The sequence below is a fragment of the Microbacterium sp. CCNWLW41 genome (assembly GCF_037083505.1).
In genome coordinates this window covers 39,159-61,393 of the sequence record NZ_JBAOJP010000002.1, presented here as the reverse complement: position 1 = coordinate 61,393, position 22,235 = coordinate 39,159, and the positions used below count along the sequence as shown (strand labels likewise).

Below are 22,235 nucleotides of genomic sequence, written 5' to 3'. Positions count from 1 at the left end.
GGGGAGATCCTGCTTCGTACGGGGCGATCCCGGGCTTCTCTCCGCACGGGCGCGGCTCTCCGCACGTACGGGCAGCGCCGAGGGAACGGCGAACGGGGCGACCACCGGCTCTGACGCGACCGTGCGCTCCGGGCCGCTTGTCTGAGCGTCTCCTGTGTGACAGGCTGAGAAAGCTGCATGCCAGATGTCTCTTTGGTGTGCCGCAAGAATTCGTGGATGACGGGGCAGGGGGTCCCGACAGCACGCCAGATGGGGGTCTGTGCATGACGCGTCGATGGAGGAAGTCTCTCGCGGGATTCGCGGCGGGACTCATGGCCACCGCCGGTCTGGTGGTCGGAGGCGTGGCGACGGCACCGGCCGCCCTGGCCGCCGAGGAGAACGGCTACGTGTTCAACGACGCCTGGACGCTCGTGAACGCCGGCTCCCAGGCGACGACCAACACACAGCCCGGTCAACGGTCCCGCGCGACGGATCGCGCCACCTCCTCCCTTCCCTTGCGCACCGGCAGCGTGGGCGTCACCGCGACCATGACCGCGGCCGGGGACCAGGTGCGGGGCACCAACTACATCGAGGGCGTGAGCGATCAGGGCATCTTCTCGGCCGCCTCGGGGATGTTCGCGGGCAATCCCACGCCGCGCAACCTCCCCGGTTTCGGGCTCCTCACCAACGCGTCGTCCTGTGGCGGCCCCCTCGGGAGTGCCGGTCACCAGAACTTCGAGGGGGCCTGCGAGATCGGCACGCTCACGTTCGACTTCGATGCTCCCGTGACCGACCCCGTGATCGACGTCAGCGGAATCGGGGGGTGGGCCGGGTATTACCACACCGACGGCTACGTGAAGGGATCGTTCAACTCGCAGGTGTGGCGTCTGATGACGCCCGGCGTCTCGATGGCCCTCGCGCAGGGCTCGAACGCCACGAACCTCAACGTCGAGCGCGATCGCATGCGGGTGAACGGCGTCAACAGCTCCGGCACCTGCAACGCGCGGGACAAGTGGCGTCAGGGAACGACCGAGGAGTCGCCGAACATGGAGTTCGCCGGATGCGGCACGCTCCAGCTCCGCGGCACGTTCCAGCAGGTCCAGTTCGAGATCGACGGGATCGTGTCCCCGTTCAGCACGTGGCCGCGCGCCCAGTACAACACCGGTCAGTACTACACCCGCAACCTCGGCAACGCCTTCGCCGACGGCGTCAACGGTCTCAACACGGTCTGGGATGAGGCGATCCGACTCCCCGCGATCCGAGGCACGGTCCCGAGGGACTCCAGCCAGTCGGATCTGAGCTACGTCTCCGTGCGCATGGCGCAGCTCGGCGTCCTCGGCGACCGGGTCTGGCTCGACGCCGATCGCAACGGCCTCCAGGACCCCGGCGAGGAGGGCGTCCCCGACATCGTCGTCGCGCTCCTGGACGGAGACGGGAACCCGGTGACCGATGCGAACGGCACCTCGATCACGACCACGACCGACGGATCGGGTGCCTACCGGTTCGAGCAGCTGCCGTACGGCACGTACCGCGTCGCCTTCTCGAACCTGCCCGCGGGGTGGAGCTACACCACGCAGGCCGCCGGGAACCCCGACGTGTCCTCCGCCGCGGATCCCGCCACCGGGGTCACCTCATCGGCCACGCTGAGCTCGGTGAACCCGCAGGACCTGGATCGCGACGCCGGTCTCGTCCGACCCGCTCCCGGCTTCGACCTGGCCAAGACCTCCGACCCGGCATCGGGCACCGACGTGGATCCCGGTCGGACGATCACGTACACGATCACCGGTTCCAACACCGGCGACACGGTGCTGGACCCGGTCGAGATCACCGACGACCTCGCCCGGGTGCTCGACCGGGCCACGATGACGACGGGACCCACAGCGACCGTCGACGGCCAGCCGGCCACCGCGCCCTCCCTGGATGGAACCGCACTGACATGGACCGGCGTGCTGCAGCCAGACCAGGTCGTCACCATCACGTACACCGTGACGGTCGCGGACGACGCAGCGGGCAACACCCTGACCAACAGCGCCTCGGCCCGGGCCGTCCCGCCGAACGACCCCGAGATCGTTCCCCCTCCCGTCTCCACGACTCACGACGTGCCGACGCCGGGCTTCGACATTCACAAGGCCTCGGACCCCGCGAGCGGTCAGGCCGTGAGCCCCGGTCAGGACATCACCTACACGATCACCGGGACGAACACCGGCGCGACCGTGCTCGACCCGGTGGAGGTGACCGACGATCTCACGGACGTGCTCGCCAACGCGACGATCACCGTCGCGCCGACGGCCACGATCGGCGGGCAGCCCGCCGCCGCGCCGGTCCTTTCCGGTGACACTCTCACCTGGAACGGCGTCCTTCAGGCGGACCAGGCCGTCACGATCATGTACACCGTGCGGGTGAACGCCGGGACTGAGGGCAACACGGTCCGCAACACCGCCGATGGCATGGGCACGGCGCCGGGCGGGGCCGAGATCCACCCGCCGCAGGCGGGGACGACCCACCCGATCCCGACGCCAGGCTTCGAGCTGACGAAGGACAACAGGATCGAGAACGGCACTTCGGGCGATCTCTTCGCCGCGTTCTCCGCCGCCCAGGCCAAGCCCGGCGACCGCCTCGTCTACACGCTCACGGGGTCCAACACCGGAGGCACGGTGCTCGACCCCGTGACGATCACGGACGACCTCTCGGACGTGTTCGACAACGCCACGCTGGAGGAGGGCAGCATCCAGGCCACGATCGGCGGCGTCCCGGTGAACGATCCGGTGCTCAGCGGCACGACGCTCACATGGACCGGCGCGCTCCAGCCGGGGCAGGACGTCGTGATCACCTACGCCGTCGTCATCCACGACGATGCGGAGGGCGAGGTCCTGCGCAACACGGCGGCGGGCACGGCTCAGCCGCCGGGGTCCGACCCGATCAGGGACGACGCGACCGTGGAGACCCGGATCCCGGCGTCCGGGTTCACGTTCACGAAGTCGTCGGACCCGGCCAGCGGAACCACGGTGGCCCCGGGCTCTGAGATCACCTACACCCTGACGGGGCGGAACACCGGAGAGACCACCTACTACTCGACGGTCGATGACGACCTGTCCGACGTGCAGGCCCACGCGGCCCTGGTCGGCGCGCCGACCGCGACCATCGACGACGAGCCCGCGGGCGCTCCGGTGGTGGACGGAGACCACCTCGGCTGGGAGGGCGACCTGTCCCCGGGGCAGACCCTCGTGATCACGTACACCGTGCGCGTCAACGACGACGCGGCCGGCGTCGAGTTGAGGAACGGCGCCACGGCCACGGCCTTCCCGCCCGGCACCGCCCCGCCGATCGAGGCGCCGGAGCAGACGACCGTGCACCCCGTGCCCGCAGCGGGCTTCACGTTCGCGAAGTCCTCGGACCCGGAGTCGGGCACCGCGGTGAACCCCGGGGACGAGATCACGTACCGTCTCGTCGGGGAGAACACCGGCGATGCGACGCTGGATCCGGTGATGATCGCCGACGACCTGGCTCAGGTTCTCGCGGCCACGACGCTCACCCAGGGCCCGACGGCGCGGATCGACGGTCAGGACGCGGCCGATCCGACCCTCGACGGCACGGCGCTGACCTGGACGGGGACTTTGGCGGCGGGTCAGCAGGTGGTGATCGAGTACACCGTGCGCGTGGACGACGATGCGGCCGGCGCGAGCTTCGTGAACCACGCGACCGCAACCGCCCAGCCCCCTGGATCCGCGCCGCGGATCGATGCCGCTCCTCAGGAGACCAGGCACGACGTGCCGCGGCCCGGCTTCAGCCTGGCGAAGGGATCGGATCCGGCGTCGGGGGCCTCCGTCGATCCGGGCGAGAGCATCACCTACGCGGTGACCGGGACGAACACGGGTGAGACGCCGCTGGACGTCGCGGTCACGGACGACCTGGCGGACGTGCTGGACGACGCGGCGGTCCAGGGGGCGCCGTCCGCGACCGTCGACGGCGAACCGGCCGCCGCCCCCGTCCTCGACGGCACGATCTTGTCCTGGACTGGGACGCTGCAGCCGGGTCAGGTGTTGGTGCTGACCTACTCCGTCGTGGTCGACGAGAACGCCGCCGGGGCGCGGTTGCACAATGTCGTGACCTCGCAGGCGGACCCGCCCGGCACGGGCCCCGTCCTCGACGACGGACCACGGGAGACGACCCACGTGGTCCCCGTGCCGGGGTACGACGTCGCCAAGAGCGCCGACCCGGCCTCCGGCACGGAGCGCAACCCGGGTGACACGATCACGTACACGATCACGGGAGAGAACACCGGCGAGACCGTGCTCGATCCGGCGACGCTGACCGACGATATGGCGCAGGTGCTGGACAAGGCCGCGATCACGATCGATCCGGTCGCGACGATCGACGGCGAACCCGCGAACGCGCCGACCGTGGACGGAACGACACTGAACTGGAGAGGGGTCCTCCAGCCGGGCCAGATCGTCTCGATCACCTACACGGTGACGCTCAGCGACGATGCGACCGGCGGCGTCGAGAACCTCGCCAGCGGGACTGGGCTGCCTCCCGGGGGACCGCTGATCGAGACGCCGGAGGTCCAGACCTTCCACCCCATCCCGGAGCCCGGGTTCGCTCTGGGGAAGCAGGCGTCGCCGGTCTCCGGCGCGACCGTCGCGGCGGGGACGGAGATCTCGTACACGCTCACCGGCGAGAACACGGGCGAGACCCGCCTGGATCCGGTGACGATCACGGACGACCTGTCCGCGGTGCTGGACTCCGCGCGTCTGGGCGCAGACCCTGTCGCCACCGTCGACGGCGTGGCCGTGACCCCGCCCGTCGTGGACGGGACGACCCTGACCTGGACCGGGCCGCTGGAGCAGGGCAAGAGCGTCGTCATCACCTACTCGGTGTTCGTGAACGACGACGTGGCCGGTCCTGCCACCCTGCGCAACTCCGCGACAGGATCGGCCCAACCGCCGGGGACCGGAGCGCCGCTGGAGCAGGGCCCGGTCACGACCGAGCACCGCGTGCTGCCCTCCTCCTTCACGGTCGCGAAGTCGGCGGACCCCGCCTCCGGCTCCTCGGTCGACCCGGGCGAGGAGATCGAGTACACGGTCACCGTGACGAACACGGGTGAGACCACGCTCGACCCCGTGACGATGACGGACGACCTGTCCGCTGCCCTGGACAGCGCCACGGTGTCCGGGACGCCGTCGGCGACCGTCGGCGGCGAGACGGTCGCACCGCCGGTCGTGGACGACACGACGCTGACCTGGACCGGGCGGCTGGCGCCCGGCGCCGTCGGGGTGATCACCTACACGGTGCGCGTGAACGACGACGCCGCCGGAGCGACGCTGCGCAACCGCGCTGCCGCGACGGCCCAGCCGCCGGGGACCGCACCGGTCCTCACCACCGACCCGCAGGAGACCACACACACGGTCCCGGTGCCGGCGTTCGCGTTCGCGAAGTCGTCGGATCCGGTGTCTGGTTCCGTGGTGGCGCCGGGGGACGAGATCACCTACACGTTGACGGCGGAGAACACCGGCGACACCCGGCTGGATCCCGTCACCGTGACCGATGACCTGTCCGGGGTCCTGGGTGCGGCCACGCTGGCCGGAGCGCCCGAGGCGACGATCGACGGGGACCCGGCGGCACCGCCCGTCGTCGACGGCACCACCCTGAGCTGGTCCGGTGCGCTGGATGCCGGTCAGACCGCCACGGTCATCTACACGGTGCGAGTGTACGATGACGCCGCGGGGGCGACCCTGCGCAACCTGGCGACCGCCACGGCGCAGCCGCCGGGGACCGGACCGGAGCTGACGCCCGGGCCCCAGGAGACGACGCACTCGGTGCCCGCTGCGGGCTACACGTTCGTGAAGACATCCGATCCCGTCTCGGGCACCGCCGTCGATCCTGGCGGACGGATCACGTACACGCTGACCGGCACGAACACCGGGGAGACCCCGCTCGATCCGGTCGAGATCGTCGACGACCTGTCGGACGTGCTCGACGACGCGACCCTGACCGGAGACCCGGTCTCGTCGATCGGCGACGCGCCGACGGTCGACGGGACGATTCTGTCGTGGTCCGGGGTCCTGCAGCCGGGTGAGTCGGTCGCGATCACCTACACGGTGACCGTGCACGACGACGCCGCCGGAGCCACTCTGCGCAACGGCGCACGCTCGACGGCGCAGCCTCCGGGCTCGGCGCCGCCCCTCACGGGCGATCCGCAGCAGACGGTGCACCCCGTCCCGGTGCCGGGCTTCGACCTGTCGAAGACGGCGGATCCGGCATCCGGTTCCACGGTGAACCCGAGCGAGACGATCACCTACACCGTGACCGGCACGAACACGGGTGCGACCGTGCTCGATCCCGTGCAGGTGACGGATGACCTGTCCGGCGTGCTGTCGAACGCGACCCTGACCGGGGACCCGGTCTCGTCGATCGGCGACGCACCCACGGTGGACGGGGCGATCCTGTCCTGGACCGGGGCACTGCAGCCCGGCGAGTCGGTCGCGATCACGTACACGGTGAACGTGGACGAGGGCGCGGCCGGCGTGACGCTCCGGAACGTGGCGACCGCGACGGCTCAGCCGCCGGGGACCGGACCGGCGCTGGAGGCGGGACCGCAGGAGACCACGCACGGCGTGCCGGTTCCCGGCTTCGCACTGGCGAAGTCGTCCGATCCGGCCCCGGGCTCCACCGTGAACCCGGGCGCGACGATCGTCTACACCCTGACGGGATCGAACACCGGCGAGACCGCGCTGGATCCGGTGCAGATCCGCGATGACTTGTCGGGTGTCCTCGCCCACGCCGCGATGACCGGCGAGCCGACCGCCTCGATCGGGGGCGCGGACGCTGCGGCGCCGACCGTGGACGGGACGACCCTGTCCTGGGTCGGCGTGCTGCAACCGGGCGAGCAGGTGGTGATCACGTACACCGTGACGGTGGACGCCGATGCCGCTGGCGTGACGCTCCGCAACAGCGCGAGCGGGTCCGCGACACCTCCGGGTGCGGAAGCGATTCCCGCGCCCGAGGTCTCGACGACCCACGACGTCCTCTCGCCCGCGTACACGTTCGAGAAGAGCGCGAACCCGGTCAGCGAGACGACGGTTGAGGTCGGCGACACCGTCACGTACACCCTCACCGGGGTGAACACCGGAGACGCCCCGCTGGAGCCGGTGACGATCACGGACGACCTGTCCGAGGTCCTCTCCCGTGCGGCGATGAGTGGTGAGCCGACGGCGACGATCGACGGGAACGCCGCCGATGCTCCGGTCCTCGAGGGCACGACGCTCTCGTGGAGCGGTGCGCTCGCGCCGGGCCAGCGCGTCGTCGTCACGTACGCCGTGACGGTCGGCGACGAGGCCACGGGGCAGCTGGAGAACATCGCGAGCTCGCAGGCGCAGGCACCGGGCGGTGCGGTCCTCGACGGCGGCGAGCAGCGGACCGTGCATCCGATCCCGGGCATCGCCCTGGAGAAGACGGGCGACCTGCACGGCGACGGGGTGGCGGGAGACGAGGTGACGTACACCTTCGTCATCAGCAACACCGGCGGCACTCGGCTGACCGACGTGCGGCTGCAGGATCCGATGCCTGGCCTGGGCGAGATCGCCTACGCGTGGCCCGACCCGTCGGCGCCGGGCGTGCTGGAGGTCGGTGAGCAGGCGGCGGCCACCGCGAAGTATGTGCTCACCCAGTCCGACGTGGACGCCGGGGGAGTGACGAACACGGCCACGGTCTCCGGGATGCCTCCGGGCGGATCGGCGGTGAGCCCGGTCGACGCCGAGGACACCGCCGAGCTCCCGCTCGCGCAGGAGACGTCGATCGCGCTTGAGAAGTCGGGGGCGCTGCGCGGAACGGGCGAGGCGGGCGGGATCGTCGACTTCCGCTTCATCGTGACCAACACGGGCACCGTGACGCTGACCGACGTGACGATCACCGACCAGCTGCCCGGCCTGTCCGAGATCCGGTACTCCTGGCCGACGCCGTCGGCTCCGGGGATGCTCGCACCGGGCGAGTCCGCGACCGGAACCGCGACGTACGTCCTCACCGCGGGGGACGTCGCCCGGGGCGAGGTCCGCAACGCGGCAACGGCGACGGGGACACCGCCGGGGGACCTGGACGCGCCCCGCGCCGCCGACGACGTGACGATCCCCGTCGGATCGCTCCCGGCGACCGGCGTCCAGATCAGCCTGGGAGTCATCGCCGCAGGACTCCTCGCTCTTCTCGGCGGTCTCGTCCTGGTGACGCGACGACGTCGCCTCGGAGAAGCGTCGCTCGACGTCTGAGGCCCGAGCCGGACGGCCGGTCACCCCGTGTGGGGGACCGGCCGTTCGTCGCGGAGGTGCCCTGTTCTCGTGGGGGTGCCCTGTTCGCGCGGAGACTCGGTGTTCGTTTCTCCGCACGACCGGGGAAACCCGGCGGGACGGGGGATACCCGGCAGCGCAGTGGTGCTTCGCCTGAGCGGCGGATTCTGCGTCTTGACGTGGGTTTGGAGGAGGGGCGCCGTTCGCACGGAAGAACCCTGGTCGTGCGGAGGGCTCCCGAGCAATTCCCCGTGCGAACGGGCGTGTTCCGGTGGGGCGGGGGTCTCCGCGCCAGCGGGCGTGCTCCGCGTGTACGGGGGTCTCCGTGCGAACGGGGGCACTCCGGTGGGAGCAGTCCGGCGGGTGCGCTCCGGCGGGTGCACTCCGGCGGGTGCACTCCGGCGGGTCGGGGCCGGGGCGGACGCCGCGACAACGGACGCCGCGACAACAGACGCGGCGGTGCGGACGCTGCGGCGAAGGGGGCGGGTCAGGCCGGGGCGGGCTCCGAGACGGTGGGGCCGAAGGCGGCGGGGAGCGTGGACCGGGAGACCCGGCGCAGCTCCTCGGAGGAGACGGTGAACACGTCCTGCACCTCGAGCGTCGGCTCCGTGTCGGTCACGCCGATGCGGAGCACCGGGTAGCCGCGCCCCTCGCAGAGGCCGCGGAACTTCACGTCGTCCTCGCGCGGCACGGTCACGATCACGCGGCCGGTCGATTCGGAGAACAGCGCGGTCGCCGCGTCCACCCCGTCGCGTTCCATGAGCTCGGTCAGCCAGACGCGCGCGCCGACCCCGAAGCGCATGACGCCCTCGGCCAGCGCCTGAGCGAGGCCGCCCTCGGACAGATCGTGTGCGCTGGACACCAGCCACTCGTCGCGCGCGGCGGACAGCAGACCCGCGAGGCGCTTCTCGGCGGCGAGGTCGACCTTCGGCGGCGTGCCGCCGAGGTGGTCGTGCACGGTCTCCGCCCAGGCGGAGCCGGACAGCTCGGTCGAGGTGGTGCCGAGCAGGTAGATGTTCTGGCCCGCGTCCTGCCAGCCCGAGGGGATCCGACGGGAGACGTCGTCGATGATGCCCAGCACGCCGACCAGCGGAGTCGGGTGGATGGGGACGTCGCCGGTCTGGTTGTAGAACGAGACATTGCCGCCGGTGACGGGCGTGCCCAGCTCGTAGCAGCCGTCCGCGAGCCCGTCGACGGTCTGGCCGAACTGCCACATGACCTCCGGGTTCTCCGGGGAGCCGAAGTTCAGGCAGTCGGTGATCGCGGTCGGCACCGCACCGGTGACCGCGACGTTGCGGTACGCCTCGGCGAGCGCGAGCTGCGCGCCGGCGTACGGATCGAGCTGGCAGTAGCGGCCGTTCGCGTCGGTGGCGATCGCGAATCCGAGGCCGGACTCCTCGTCCACCCGGATCATGCCCGCGTCGTCCGGGAAGGCGAGCGCCGTGTTGCCGAGCACGTAGTAGTCGTACTGGTTGGTGATCCATCGGGTGTCGGCGAGGTTCGGGGAGGCGACGAGGGCGAGGAACTGCTCGCGCAGGACCTCCGGGTCGTTCGAGCGCGGCAGGAGCTCGGCGGCGTCCGCCTGCAGGGCGTCGATCCAGGTCGGGTAGGCGACGGGGCGGTCGTACACCGGACCGTCGACGGCGACGGTGGACGGGTCGACGTCCACGATCCGCTCGCCCTTCCAGTCGATCACGAGGCGCCCGTCGCCGGTCACCTCGCCGAGCACCGAGGTCTCGACGTCCCACTTGCCGGTGACGGCGAGGAAGGCGTCGAGCTTCTCCGGCGCGACGATCGCCATCATGCGCTCCTGCGACTCCGACATGAGGATCTCCTCGGCCGTGAGCGTGGGGTCGCGCAGCAGCACGTTGTCCAGCGACACGTGCATGCCGCTGTTGCCGTTGGCGGCGAGCTCGCTCGTGGCGCAGGAGATCCCGGCGGCGCCCAGGTCCTGGATCGCCTCGACGAGCTCGTCGCGATAGAGCTCCAGGCAGCACTCGATGAGCACCTTCTCGGCGAACGGGTCGCCGACCTGCACGGCGGGACGCTTGGTGGGCCCGCCGTCGTCGAAGGAGTCCGAGGCGAGGATCGAGGCGCCGCCGATGCCGTCCCCGCCGGTGCGGGCGCCGAACAGGACGACCTTGTTGCCGACGCCGGTCGCGTTCGCGAGCTTCAGGTCCTCGTGACGGAGGACGCCCACCGCGAGCGCGTTGACGAGCGGGTTGGCCTGGTAGACGGCGTCGAAGACCGTCTCCCCGCCGATGTTCGGAAGGCCCAGGCAGTTGCCGTAGAAGCTGATCCCGCTGGTGACGCCGTGGACGACGCGGGCCGTGTCGGGGTGGTCGATCGCGCCGAAGCGGAGCGCGTCCATGACGGCCACGGGGCGGGCCCCCATGGAGATGATGTCGCGGACGATGCCGCCGACGCCGGTCGCCGCCCCCTGGAAGGGCTCGATGAAGGACGGGTGGTTGTGCGACTCCGCCTTGAACGTGACGGCCCAGCCCTCGCCCACGTCGATGACGCCCGCGTTCTGGCCCATGCCCACCATGAGGCGCTCGCGCATCTCGTCGGACACCTTCTGTCCGAACCGGCGCAGGTAGTTCTTCGACGACTTGTAGGAGCAGTGCTCCGACCACATCACGGAGTACATCGCCAGCTCGCCGGAGGTGGGGCGGCGGCCCAGGATCTCCCGAATCCGGGCGTACTCGTCGTCCTTGAGGCCGAGCGCCGCGTACGGCTGCTCCTTCTCGGGGGTCGCGCGGGCGTTCTCGACGGAGTCGGGGACGTGGACGGGGGCTTCGGACGTGGTCACGCGGGCTCCTGGAGAAGAGGGAGGCGGGGCCCGTCCAGTCTACCGGCGGGGTGCCGCGCGCGATCCCCGCCGCGGGCGGCGCGAGACGGCGCTCGTCCTCCACGGATCGCCCTCGCCGCGATCTTCTCCCCGGCCCGCGTCGACGGCCATCCGCGCCCGCACGCCGCTCCGTATCGTGCAGGGACCTGGTGCCCTACCGAACGGAGTCGTACTCTGATGACAGCAATGACAGCAATCGCTCGAGGGGGTGGCGCGATGGCGACCATCACGGTGCGCGGTCTCGACGACGAGACGGTCCGGGCGCTCAAGGTCCGCGCCGCACAGGCCGGCCGGTCCATGGAGGCAGAGGTCCGCGAGATCCTCGCCGATGCCGTCCGCGGGCACGGCGACGAGTACGGCTTCGGCACGATGCTCAGGGAGCGGTTCCGCGGATTGGGGCCATTGGACATCCCGCCGCGGACCGACATGGGCCGGACTGTGGATCTCTCGTGATCGTCCTTGATACGAACGTCATCTCCGAGACGATGCGCGAGCGGCCGGACGAAGCGGTCATGCGATGGCTGGAGGGACGACCGCGCGCGACGCTGTGAACCACCGCGGTCACCATCGCCGAACTGGCTGCCGGGATCGCTCGCATGCCCCAGGGGTGGAAGCGGGGCCGATTCGAAGAGGAGTTGGCGGGGATGATCGCGGACGACTTCGAGGGGCGGATTCTTCCGTTCGCGACCGCGAGCGCCGTGGCGTATGGCCGGATCCGGGCGACGCGGGAGGTCGAAGGTCGCCCGATGGGGCTGGCCGACGCGCAGATCGCCGCCATGGTGGCCGCCGCCGGGGCGACGCTCGCGACGCGGAACGTGCGGGACTTCTCGGCGACGGGGATCACGGTCGTGGATCCGTGGACGGCGGTGTCGTCCCCGGACTGACTCGTCCTCCGGGCGGCCGGGCGACCGCGTGCTCCTCGGGACGGGTGGGGAGATCGCCGGCCGTCATGCGGGCGGCCACTGCGGGTGGCGGGCGACGGCGACGCGGGCGGCGAGGTCCGTGAGCACCGCGGAATCGCGGGGCTCCAGTCCCAGCGTGCGCGCGATCCCCAGGGCGAGGAGGGCGTGCCCGGCCGCGCTCGGGTGGAAGGCGTCGTCGAGAAGGCCCCAGGGCATCCCCTCGTTGCCCGGCCCGGTGCCCGCCGAGAACTCCGTGAACGCGGCGTGCTGGTCCACGAGGATCACCCCCGCGTCGGACGCCACGTCGCGGATCGCCTGGGCGAAGTCCTCGATCCGCTCCCGGTCCGGCGCGTGCCGCAGGTCGATCGAGGGCGGCGTCTGGAGCATGGGCACGGCGCCGATCCCGCGGACCCGCCGGACGAACTCGCCGATCGACGCGGCGAAGTCCGCCGCCTCGATGACCGGATCCAGCCACGTGGTCGTGCAGTCGTTCGTCCCGATCATCAGCGTGACCACGTCCGGACGCCAGTCCGCGACCCGGCGGGCGAAGTCGGCCAGGATCAGATCCGCGCGCCACCCGGTGACGGCGGTGTTGATCACGACGTCCTGCACACGGCCGAGGTCGCCGCGGATGAGCTCGTGCAGGTGATCGACGTAGTTTCGCGCCCCGCGGGTGTGGATCAGCCCGTGCGTGATCGAGTCCCCGGTCAGCACCCAGGTCAGCGGCGTCCCGGCGGCGAGCGCATCCGCCAGTCGCGCGCGGTCCTCGCTCACCGGCGCACGTCCAGCCGCACGTCGAGGAACCGCGGGCGGTAGATCGAGGCGTCGTCGTACACGTCGCCGACGTTGTCGAAGGTGTTGACGTTGTAGGTGACGAGGATCCGGTTCCCCGTGCGCAGATTCGGGTGCTCGTGGGCGTTGTACGTGAAGACGTCCGCGTCGCCGTAGCTGCCGGCGAGCCCCGTCTCCGGGGTGCGGTACAGCTCGACCGGGTCGGTGAACGGCCCGGTCGGAGAGCAGGAGGTCCGGGCGACGATGCGCGTGCTGAACAGCTCCGAGGTGTCCTGGGTCACGAGCAGGTAGCCGTCGCGGAACCGCGCGACGCTGAACTCGTTCGCGACGTACGGGACGACCGGGACGGCGTCGGCCTCCTGATCGGACCAGCCGGATCCGTCCCAGAACGACCAGTCGCCCGCGATCCCGTCCTGCCCCTGCGCCCGGGCGACATAGGCCGAGCGGACGCCGCCGGGATCGGCGATCCCGTAGATGTACGTCGTCGGACCCTCCTCGAGCGTCCAGGATCCCCAGTTGATGCCCGTCTCGGAGGGGCGGTCGACGATCGTGTCGAGCTGGAGGCCGTCGCCGTCGAGGATCGCCAGACGATTGGCGGTCCAGCGGAAATCGAAGCTCCCGGATCCCGTCCGCTCGAACTGCAGCAGCGGGACCTGCACCGTGCCGTGCGCGCCGGGCGTCGGATCCCCGATCCAGTACCAGCGGCCGTCGGGCTCGGGCGGGATGATGCCGGCGGGCGCCTCGGGCGTTCCGCCGGTCACGGTCGTCATGCCGCCGCGGCGGTCCTCGAGCACCACGGAGTTGTTCACGAACGGGGAGTCCGCGGGGCGCGAGCCGTCGGGGTTCACGGTGCCGAGGAAGGTGTCCGAGAAGAACCACCCGGTGGTGCCGCCGGGCCGAGGCAGCGAGAAGGTGCTGTCGCCGCCGGTCCATGCCCCGCCCGTCTCCGCGTACGAGCGGAAGCGGTCGGTCAGCTCCTCGTTCACGGTCGTCGTGGCCGTGAGCGTGCCGTCGGTGAGCGCGCACTGCCCGGGGCCGCGGCCGCCGGGGCTGGCGGGGGAGGCCGCGGACGCCGGGGCGGACACCGCGACGTCGGCGCAGAGGGAGGCCGCCGCGACCGCCGCCGCGATCCATCGTCTGTTCATGTCGATCACTCCTTCGTGTTCGGTGGGGTACTGCGTTTCGTCTCGCTTCGCTCGCTCAGCCGACCGGGGGTGGGGGCGTTTCGTCTCGCGGAGACCTGCACTGAGCGAGCCTGCGAGTCGAAGTGTCGCTCAACGACCGGGGGCGGGGCGGGCGTCGGTCGTTGAGCGAGGAGCGCAGCGACGAGACGAAACGCGGGATCCGATCCTCGTGTCCTCCTCCGTCCGCTCAGCCGACCGGGGTCACGGCGCCGGCGGCGTCCACGTCGTACGCGCGGCCCGCGACCCGGAGGCCGCGGAGCCTCGCATGCGGGTCCAGCGCCGCGACGCACCCGGCGGCGCGCACGGTGCCGTCGGCCGAGACGGAGACGCCGAACAGCGCCTCGACCACGAGCTCGATCCACGCGCCGGACGACGAGCACGCCCAGTCGATGATGTAGGGCAGCTGCGGCGGGGCCTTGCGGGCGCCGCCACCGATGCCGGGGACCGCCTCCTCGACGAAGTGCGCCTGCCCCATCGGCCCCTGGTTCGCCGTGCGCGACAGCCCCTCGATCCACGCTGTCAGGACCTCCGGCGCCCCCAGCGCCGCCAGGGCGCGCCCGGCATCGGCGGGCCACGCCGGGTACGCGCCGTTCCACTGATGGTCCGGCCGCGGACTGTAGCTGGCGTCCGGGTCCCACGGGGAGAGCGCCCGCATCCAGTTCTCCGTCTGCAGCTCGCGGCGGAAGAACGCCACCATCTCGTCGCGCACGTCCGGTGAGAGGTCCCCGGCGATGGTCGTCCCGACGACGCTGAAGTCGTAGCAGTGCCGGACGGGCAGGAGCGTCCCGTCCGGCTGCCCCGCGGAGAAGACCCCCTCGCCGGGGACGTAGCGCGCGACGATGGCGGGGACCAGCGCCGCGGCCTCGGCACGCAGCTCCGCGGCCTCCGCCTCCTCGCCGCGCAGATCGGCGAGGCCGGCCGCCGTCCGCATGCTCCACACGTTCGCGGCGTTGAGCCCTGCGACCTCGTGCGTGTATGAGCTCACGCACTCGAGCAGGTTGTCGATCTCGCCGTAGTCGGCGAGCGGGGAGTCGCGGCGGAGCGCCTTCCACGCGGTCGCCCAGTGCCGGACCGACTCCGCGACGGTGGCATCGCCGACCACCTCGTCGAGGAACCCGGCGTCGCCGGTGAAGCGGACGTAGTCGTGCACCAGGCGGGTCATCGCGTAGTCGTTCACCGAGTACCAGCGCCCGACCGGGCCCCCGGTGAGCGAGGACGTGCCGAAGTGCGAGTGGATGTCCAGCGAGATCCAGTGCCGCACCTGGTTGCGCATCTCGGCCGGGTCGAGCAGGGCGTGACTGACGGAGCTGAGACTGTAGTCCCAGATGAAGGTGGTGGTTCCCCAGTAGTTCGGCATGAGGGTGTCGTAGGAGCGGCCCAGGACGTTCCCCGCGAAGTCCCGGCGGAACCAGATGACGCCGAGGACGGCCCACCAGTACAGCCGCCGCAGCGCCGCGGAGGAGGTCTCCAGGACCGGCAGCGCACCGGAGAACTCGTCGTCGTCCGGGTCGAACGCGGCCCCCAACTGGCGGTTCCAGAACTCCTCGGCCGCACCGACGGCCGCGGGGACGGACGCCGCCACGGCGTCGTACGTCTCGACGGCCGATGCCCGCGTGGTTCCGATCGCCTGCACATAGCCCGCGCGTGCGGATCCGCCGGCCGGCACGCGGAGGGTCGTCCCCAGCTCCCCTCCGCGGCCGTTCCCGCCGATCCCCAGGTCGAACGCGTCCTCCCCGCCCGTCGCGGCACCGGCGACGCCGCTCAGCCGCGCCGTGCCGTCGACGATCCCCTGCACGCTCCAGGCGCGTTCATCCGCCGACGAGAACACGAGGCGCCCGTCGTCCGCGATCACCGCGTCCTGCTCGGACGGCGACTCCGCATCCAGCCATGCCGTGGGGGATCGGGTCGCCCGGGCGGCGGCGGAGAGGCCGATCCGCACGTCCCGGTCCGCCTCCCCCGTGTTGCGGACGACGATGTCGACGGCCACGGCGGTGCGCCCCGGGACGCAGACCGTGGTGGTCTCGATCTCCAGCGTGCCGAGCGTCGCGCGGCGGACGACCCGGTCCGGGCGCCACTCGTGCGTGACCGGCACGCCGTGGGAGAGGAACAGCCTCCCGTCGACGAACAGCATCGCGGTCTGCGTCAGTCCCTGCGACACCGGCGGGAACTGCACGGCGCTCAGCGCGGTGAGATCGTGATCGACCCGCACGGTCCCGATCAGGTTCGTCAGGCCGGACGGCGCGATCATGTCGTCGTCGTGGTGGGTGACGGGGTCCGCGGCGAGATCCTCGACGGTGGGGATGAGCGGGAGCATGATGCCTTTCCGGGGGAGGGTCAGTACTGGCCGAGCGCGAGGCCCTTGGCGAAGAAGCGCTGGGTGCACAGGAACAGGACGACGGTCGGCAGGGAGACGAGCACCGCCGCGGCGAGCACGACGGACATCTGGGCGCCGCCGTAGGTGCTCTGCATGCCGGAGAGCGTCGTGATGATCGGCCGGATGTCGTCGGACTGGCTCAGGGTCAGGCCGAGCAGCAGGTCGTTCCAGACGAACGTGGCCTGCAGGATGAAGATCGCCACGAGCGCGCTCGACGCCATCGGCAGGTACATGCGCGTGAAGATCCGCCAGGTCGTCGCGCCGTCCAGCACCGCCGCCTCGAAGACGTTGTGGGCGACGCCGGTGAAGAAGTTCCGCATGACGAACGCGGAGAACGGCACCGAGATCACCGTGTAGATGATCACCATCCCGATCCGGGTGTCGAACAGGCCGATCCGGGAGTACGCGTCGAACAGCGGCAGCAGCACCATCTGCAGGGGGAACACCGTGCCGCCGAAGATGACCACGAACCAGAGGAAGCCCCGCTTCAGCCGCAGCGCGACGATGGCGAACCCGGCGGCGGCGCCCACGAGGACGGCGATCGTCGGGGAGACGATCGAGTACACCAGCGTGCTGACGATGCTGTTGCCGAGGCCGGAGAGCGCGAAGGCGTCGGCGAAGTTCTGGAGCAGGTGGAAGTCGGTGGGGATCCAGGACTCCTTGGAGGTGAACGTCGCCGGATCCTTCATCGCGTTCACGACGAGGAGGTAGGCGGGCAACAGCCAGAGGATCCCGAGGAGGACGAGGACGACGGTGCGGATGATGCGGGACATGTCACACCTCGTTCTTCGGGGACAGCTGCTGGCGGAGGTAGAGCACCGAGGCGATCAGGGTGATCACGGTGAGGAACACCGCGATCGCCGACCCGAGACCGTAGTCGCTGTTGACGAAGGTCTCCTTGTACATCGTCAGCGCGAGCGTCTCCGAGACGGTGCCGGGGCCGCCCTTGGTCATGCCCCAGACGATGTCGAAGGTCTTCAGGCTGGCGACGATCGAGAGCCCGACGACCACGGCGGTGAGCGGGCGCAGCATCGGCCACAGGATGCTGCCGAAGAGGCGGATGCCGCCTGCGCCGTCGATGCGCGCCGCCTCCAGCGGCTCCTTCGGGATCGCCTGGAGGCCGATCGTGAACAGCAGGGCGTTGACGCCGACGCCCTGCCACGACGAGGCGATGATCATCACGACCGTGTTCAGCGGCGCGTCCAGGAGCCACCGCGGCGGGTCCGCGATGCCGAACGCCGCCAGCGCCTGGTCGAGCGCGCCGCCGGAGGAGAGGATGAACGACCACACCACGCCCACGCCGATGCCGGACAGGGCGTAGGGGATGAGGAAGGGCAGGCGCAGCCAGGCGCCGCCGCGCAGGTTCCAGGTGAGCAGGGCGATCGTCAGGCCGATGCCGACCGGGATGATCAGGGTGCCGACCACCCAGAGGACGGTGTTCACGGCGGAGCCGACGAAGTCGCCGTCGGTGAGCATCTCCACGTAGTTGTCGATGCCCACCCATTTCGGGCTGCCGAGCCCGTTGTAGCGGGTGAAGCTGAGGAACACCGTCCACAGCAGCGGAAGGTAGAGCAGGACGGCGACCAGGAGCACGCCCGGGGCGATGAAGCCCCGGGCGGACCACTGGTAGGGCGAGGTCTGACGCGCCATCCGCCCGTCTACTCCTGCTCGGCCCAGTACTTGTCGGCCGTGGCCTGGATCTTCTCGAGGAACGGCATCGGATCGCCGGGGTTGGCGTTGAAGGCGCCGAACTGCTCGATCGCCGTCGTGACGATCGCCGTGGGCATCGCCTCGAAGAACCGGTCGTACAGGGAGTAGCCCTCGCCGGCGATCTGCTCGCCGAGCTCGGCGAGGGCGGGGTCGGAGACCGTGGCCTTCGGGTTGAAGGCGACGTCGCCGTGGGCGTCGTTCCACGCGGTCTGGGCCTCGGCGGACATCCACCACTCGGAGTAGGCGAGCCCGAGATCCTTCTGCGTCGAGCTCTCGGCCACGCAGATCGGACCGGACTCGACCGCCACCGGCGTGGTGTCGAGCGCGTCGTTCACCGCAGGGATCGCGAACATCCCGAAGTCGTCGGGCGTCATGCCCGCCCCCTCGAGGTTGCCGGCGAAGAACGTCCCGAAGTCGATCATCGCGAAATCGCCCTGCTTGAGCGCCACGGCCGGATCCGTCGTGCTGCCGGGATCGCTGAACCAGCCCTTCTTCTGCTCGTCCAGCCACAGCTCCATCACCTCGACGATCTCGGGGTCGGTGTACTTCACCTCGCCCGTGGTGAGCCCGGCGTAGAGGTCCGGGTCGGTCGAGGCGACGAGGTGCTGGAACCACGGGAAGGTGAACAGGGTGCTGGTCTGGTAGTAGGGCGTCACCCCGGCGGCCTTGAGCTTCTCGGCCGCGGCGTTCAGCTCCGCCCAGCTCGTCGGGACCTCGATGCCGTTCTCGGCGAAGAGGGCCTTGTTGTAGAACATGACCCAGTAGGCGATGTTCATCGGCACGCAGTACTGCTTGCCGTCGAACGTGTACCCCTTGGCGAGGTCATCGCTCACCCAGCCCTCGCCGATGGCCTTCTCCCAGATGTCGGTGGTCTCCGCGACCAGGCCCTCCTCGACCAGCTGCGCGAGCGACTCGCCGGTGTGCCAGGTGAACAGACCCGGGGACTTGTTCGTGCGGAACGACTGCTTGACGAACGCGTCGTACTGGTTCGCATCCGAGTAGCCGGTGGTCTTGAGCGTGATGCCGACGGCCTCTCCGCTGGCGGTGTTCAGGGACTCGAAGTCGGGCTTCCACGCGGCCTTGTCCGTGTAGAAGTCGAGCGTGCCGGTGACCTCGCCGGATCCGGACTCGCCGGTTCCCCCGGAGCATCCGGCGAGCGCCGAGACGGCGATGATCAGCCCCGCCGCCGTGGCGGCGGTCCTTCGTCGCGAAATCATGCAGAACTCCCTTGTTCATGGTGCTGTTCGGTGTCATCCGACTTGGTATCGTTACCAGAAACCTGGACTCACGCTACCAAGCCGCATCGGTGCGGTGCAAGGGATGCAGTGGCTCGAAGCCCCCGCGATCCCCTCGATGTTCGGTTGTGCGGTGTTCGGTTGTCGGGTGTTCAGTTGTCGGTCGTGCCGGCGCGGGCCGTCTCCGGCCCCGTCATGGCCGTCCCCCTGACGAACGCCTTGACGGTCGCGAAGCGCGCGCTGCGGGAGTGCTCGGTCCGCTCGATCCGGTAGCGGCCCACGGCGGCGGGGACGATGAAGGTCTCGGCGTAGTGGACGACGAACGGCGCGAACGCTCCGGTCGGGCTGACGACGCGGACCTCGTCGCCCTCCACGAGGTTCAGCACGTTGACGGTGCCCTCCGTGTCGTGGTCGGCGCCCTGACGGAACCAGTGCCGCCGCACCTCGATGAACTCCAGTTCGTGAAGGCCCGTGCTCTCCTCCACGACGTCGTCGTCCGACCGGACGGTCTCGACCCGGTCGATGAGGTTCTCCGTCACCCAGGCCGTGTCGCGGTCCCACTGGATGTTGCGCGCGCCGTGGTCGAGGTGGACCGGGCGGGGCACGCCGTCCAGGCCCACGCGCCCCCAGTCCCAGAGCTTGAACGTGAAGATGAACGGCGTCGCGGAGATCTCCAGCACCATCGAGTTCGCCCCGGAGCAGTGCACAGTGCCCGCCGGGATCGCGAAGTGGTCGTGCTTGTGCGCCGGGAAGGCGTTGACGTACTCGTCCGCGGGGAACGGGTGCTCGCCGTCCTGCGCCGTGGCGAGGTCGCGCAGCATGGCGTCGCGGTCGACGCCCTCCTTGGTGCCGAGGTACACGACGGCGTCGTCCCCGGCGTCGAGCATGTAGTAGCTCTCGTCCTGGGTGTAGTGCATCCCGAAGGTGTTCTGGATGTAGTCGGTGAGCGGGTGCACCTGGAGGCTGAGGTTCCCGCCGTCCATCGTGTCCAGGAAGTCGAAGCGGATCGGGAACTCGGCGCCGAAGCGGGCGAACGTCTTCGCGCCCAGGAGCTCCACGGGCCGGCTGAACACCAGGTCCAGGGCGGGGATCTCCACCACGCCGCCGTCGCCCTGCAGCAGCAGCGAGTTCTCCTCCGGGACGCAGTCGAAGCACCAGGCGTAGTTGTCCTTGGACGGGTCCAGCCCGATGAGGTTCTTCATCCACTGCCCGCCCCAGACGCCGGGGTCGAAGAACGGCACGACGCGGAACGGTCGGGCCGCCGCGTCCCGCAGGGCTCCGCGGAAGGCGTCGCCGGTGATCATCCCGGCCTCCGGCGCATCGGGGTGCGGCTCGGCGGGGGCGATCGCGTTGCCGTCCACGACGACGTCGACGATGTCGAAGAGGTCCCGCTTGTGCCGGTCGGCGACCCGCCACTCCACGAAGAACCCGCGCTTGTACTTGCGCAGGTTGTCCTCGCCGGGGTTGTCCGCGCGCCAGTTGGTCGCGCCGGCGCGCTGGCGCAGCTGGATCTCCCAGCGCGCCATGTCGACGAGGACGAGGGCGGAGGGGCCGGCGAGATGCGGGACGAGCAGCCCCGCTCCCCAGCCGACGACGACGGTCGGACCGCGCAGTTCCGCGGCGAGGGCCGCCAGGGCGGCGTCGTCGTAGAAGTCGGCGAGGGTGAAATGGCTCATCACGCCGAAGACGCGGTCGTCGGTGAGGTTCGGGGCGATCAGGCGCTCGACGTCGGCGACGGGGTGCGCCGCCTCCTCGACGTCGCGCACGGTCCAGTCCGGGAGGGCGGCACGGATCCGGGCGGTCACCGCGACGACGTCGGCGCCGGGGTAGGCGTCGACGAGGAGCACGGGGAAGGTCCCGGCCGCGCGGGCGCGCTCCTCGGCGATCGCCGCGGCGGCCCGCCAGCCCTCCGGGCCCCGCAGGATCCGCTCGCCCGGCGGCAGCGGGACGGTGGGCTGCGTGTCGTAGCGCCCCCGGACCGTGTGGCCGTCGTGCATGTCGTTGATGGGGGTGGTCACTGATCCTCCTGCGGACGGGAAAGGGCGGTGCGGGCCAGGACGCTCAGGCCGCGGGCGACCGAGAGCTCGGGCTCCGGCGGGACGAGGAAGCGCGGGGCCGTCACGGACGGCCAGAGGTGGGCGCGGGCGTACGACTCGAGGGGCGCGCGCACGGCGTCTCCGGCGCGCAGGACTCCGCCGGAGAGGACGACCACGGCGGGGTCGTACATGTGGATCAGGGTGACGACGGTCGCGCCCCACACGTGCAGGAAGGCGTCGCGGATGCCGGCATGGGCGTCGTCGGCGAAGAGGTCGCGGAGCGTGAGGGCGGCGCCCGTCGGGGACTGCTGCGCGAGCGCGGCGCTGCTGGCCAGCGCCTCGCCGCAGCCGACGTTGCCGCAGGGGCAGACCGGGCCGTTGCGGTCGATCGTGACGTGGCCCCCGAGGATCCCCGCGTGCCCGCGGCGACCGCGGAGCGGGACGCCGGCGATCTGGGCCGCGGTGCCGATCCCGGTGCCCAGGGTCACCAGGACGGCGTCGCGCTCGCCCGCGGCGACGCCGCTCGTGGTCTCGCCGACGAGGGCGGCGCGCGCGTCGTTCTCGACGACGGCCGGGGCGCCGAACTCGGCCGCGGACCAGGCCCGGAGGTCGAGGTCCCGGAACGCGTCGTACTTGGCGTTCGCATGGAGCATCCGGCCGGAGTCCGGATCCACGACGCCCGGGACCGCGATGCCGACCGCGTCGGGAGCGTCTCCTGCCTCCGCGAGGAGCGCGCGAGCCGAGGCCGCCGCGGCGTCGAGGTCGCCCGCGTCGCGGCGCGCGTCGAGGCGGGCGGAGGAGAGGATCCGGTCGTCGGCGGCGACGGCGATCTTGATCCCGGTGCCGCCGAAGTCGATGCACAGCTCCATCGGTGCTCCTCTCGCGTGATTGGTAAC

The 22,235-nt window shown here is 71.0% G+C and carries 11 protein-coding genes and 1 pseudogene; 3 read left to right on the top strand and 9 right to left on the bottom strand.

Going from position 1 to position 22,235, the window contains the following annotated elements:
- Window positions 1-311: 311 nt before the first annotated feature.
- A complete protein-coding gene (locus V6R91_RS08050) occupies window positions 312-8,237 on the top strand; it encodes a DUF7927 domain-containing protein (protein WP_336395101.1) in 7,926 nt (2,641 codons plus the stop codon).
- Between the two features lie 505 nt (window positions 8,238-8,742).
- On the opposite strand, the gene purL is transcribed toward V6R91_RS08050, so the two are convergent.
- Window positions 8,743-11,067 (bottom strand): phosphoribosylformylglycinamidine synthase subunit PurL, encoded by a 2,325-nt coding sequence (gene purL, locus V6R91_RS08045; RefSeq protein ID WP_336395100.1) that lies wholly within the window; start codon window positions 11,065-11,067, stop codon window positions 8,743-8,745.
- A gap of 255 nt (window positions 11,068-11,322) precedes the next feature.
- Between purL and V6R91_RS08040 the strand changes: the two genes are divergently transcribed.
- Together V6R91_RS08040 and V6R91_RS08035 are read left to right on the top strand one after the other, a co-directional pair.
- Window positions 11,323-11,559, top strand: coding sequence for a FitA-like ribbon-helix-helix domain-containing protein (locus tag V6R91_RS08040; RefSeq protein ID WP_271062074.1), 237 nt, complete (start codon window positions 11,323-11,325; stop codon window positions 11,557-11,559).
- 110 nt (window positions 11,560-11,669) lie between these two features.
- Window positions 11,670-11,990 (top strand): annotated as a pseudogene (locus V6R91_RS08035) (PIN domain-containing protein); the annotation flags it as partial.
- Window positions 11,991-12,053: 63 nt separating this feature from the next.
- Here the strand turns inward: V6R91_RS08035 and V6R91_RS08030 are convergent.
- From V6R91_RS08030 to V6R91_RS07995, 8 genes are all read right to left on the bottom strand, one after another.
- On the bottom strand, window positions 12,054-12,782 hold the full coding sequence (locus tag V6R91_RS08030; RefSeq protein ID WP_336395099.1) for an SGNH/GDSL hydrolase family protein: 729 nt from the start codon (window positions 12,780-12,782) through the stop codon (window positions 12,054-12,056).
- Window positions 12,779-13,945, bottom strand: a complete 1,167-nt coding sequence (locus V6R91_RS08025) for a DUF4185 domain-containing protein (RefSeq protein WP_336395098.1) — start codon at window positions 13,943-13,945, stop codon at window positions 12,779-12,781. Before V6R91_RS08025 ends, V6R91_RS08030 begins: the two co-directional genes overlap by 4 nt.
- A gap of 226 nt (window positions 13,946-14,171) precedes the next feature.
- On the bottom strand, window positions 14,172-16,298 hold the full coding sequence (locus V6R91_RS08020; protein WP_336395097.1) for a hypothetical protein: 2,127 nt from the start codon (window positions 16,296-16,298) through the stop codon (window positions 14,172-14,174).
- Window positions 16,299-16,318: 20 nt separating this feature from the next.
- A complete protein-coding gene (locus V6R91_RS08015) occupies window positions 16,319-17,131 on the bottom strand; it encodes a carbohydrate ABC transporter permease (RefSeq protein WP_271062369.1) in 813 nt (270 codons plus the stop codon).
- Window position 17,132: 1 nt separating this feature from the next.
- Window positions 17,133-18,008, bottom strand: coding sequence for a carbohydrate ABC transporter permease (locus tag V6R91_RS08010; protein ID WP_271062368.1), 876 nt, complete (start codon window positions 18,006-18,008; stop codon window positions 17,133-17,135).
- Window positions 18,009-18,016: 8 nt separating this feature from the next.
- Entirely contained in the window at window positions 18,017-19,285 is a 1,269-nt protein-coding gene (locus V6R91_RS08005; protein ID WP_336395096.1) for an ABC transporter substrate-binding protein, read from the bottom strand.
- Window positions 19,286-19,455: 170 nt separating this feature from the next.
- The gene (locus V6R91_RS08000) at window positions 19,456-21,321 is read right to left on the bottom strand and encodes a class I mannose-6-phosphate isomerase (protein ID WP_336395095.1); all 1,866 of its coding nucleotides are present in this window, start codon (window positions 21,319-21,321) and stop codon (window positions 19,456-19,458) included.
- A complete protein-coding gene (locus V6R91_RS07995) occupies window positions 21,318-22,208 on the bottom strand; it encodes an ROK family protein (RefSeq protein ID WP_336395094.1) in 891 nt (296 codons plus the stop codon). The genes V6R91_RS08000 and V6R91_RS07995 overlap by 4 nt, the downstream gene beginning before the upstream one ends.
- Window positions 22,209-22,235 lie beyond the last annotated feature (27 nt).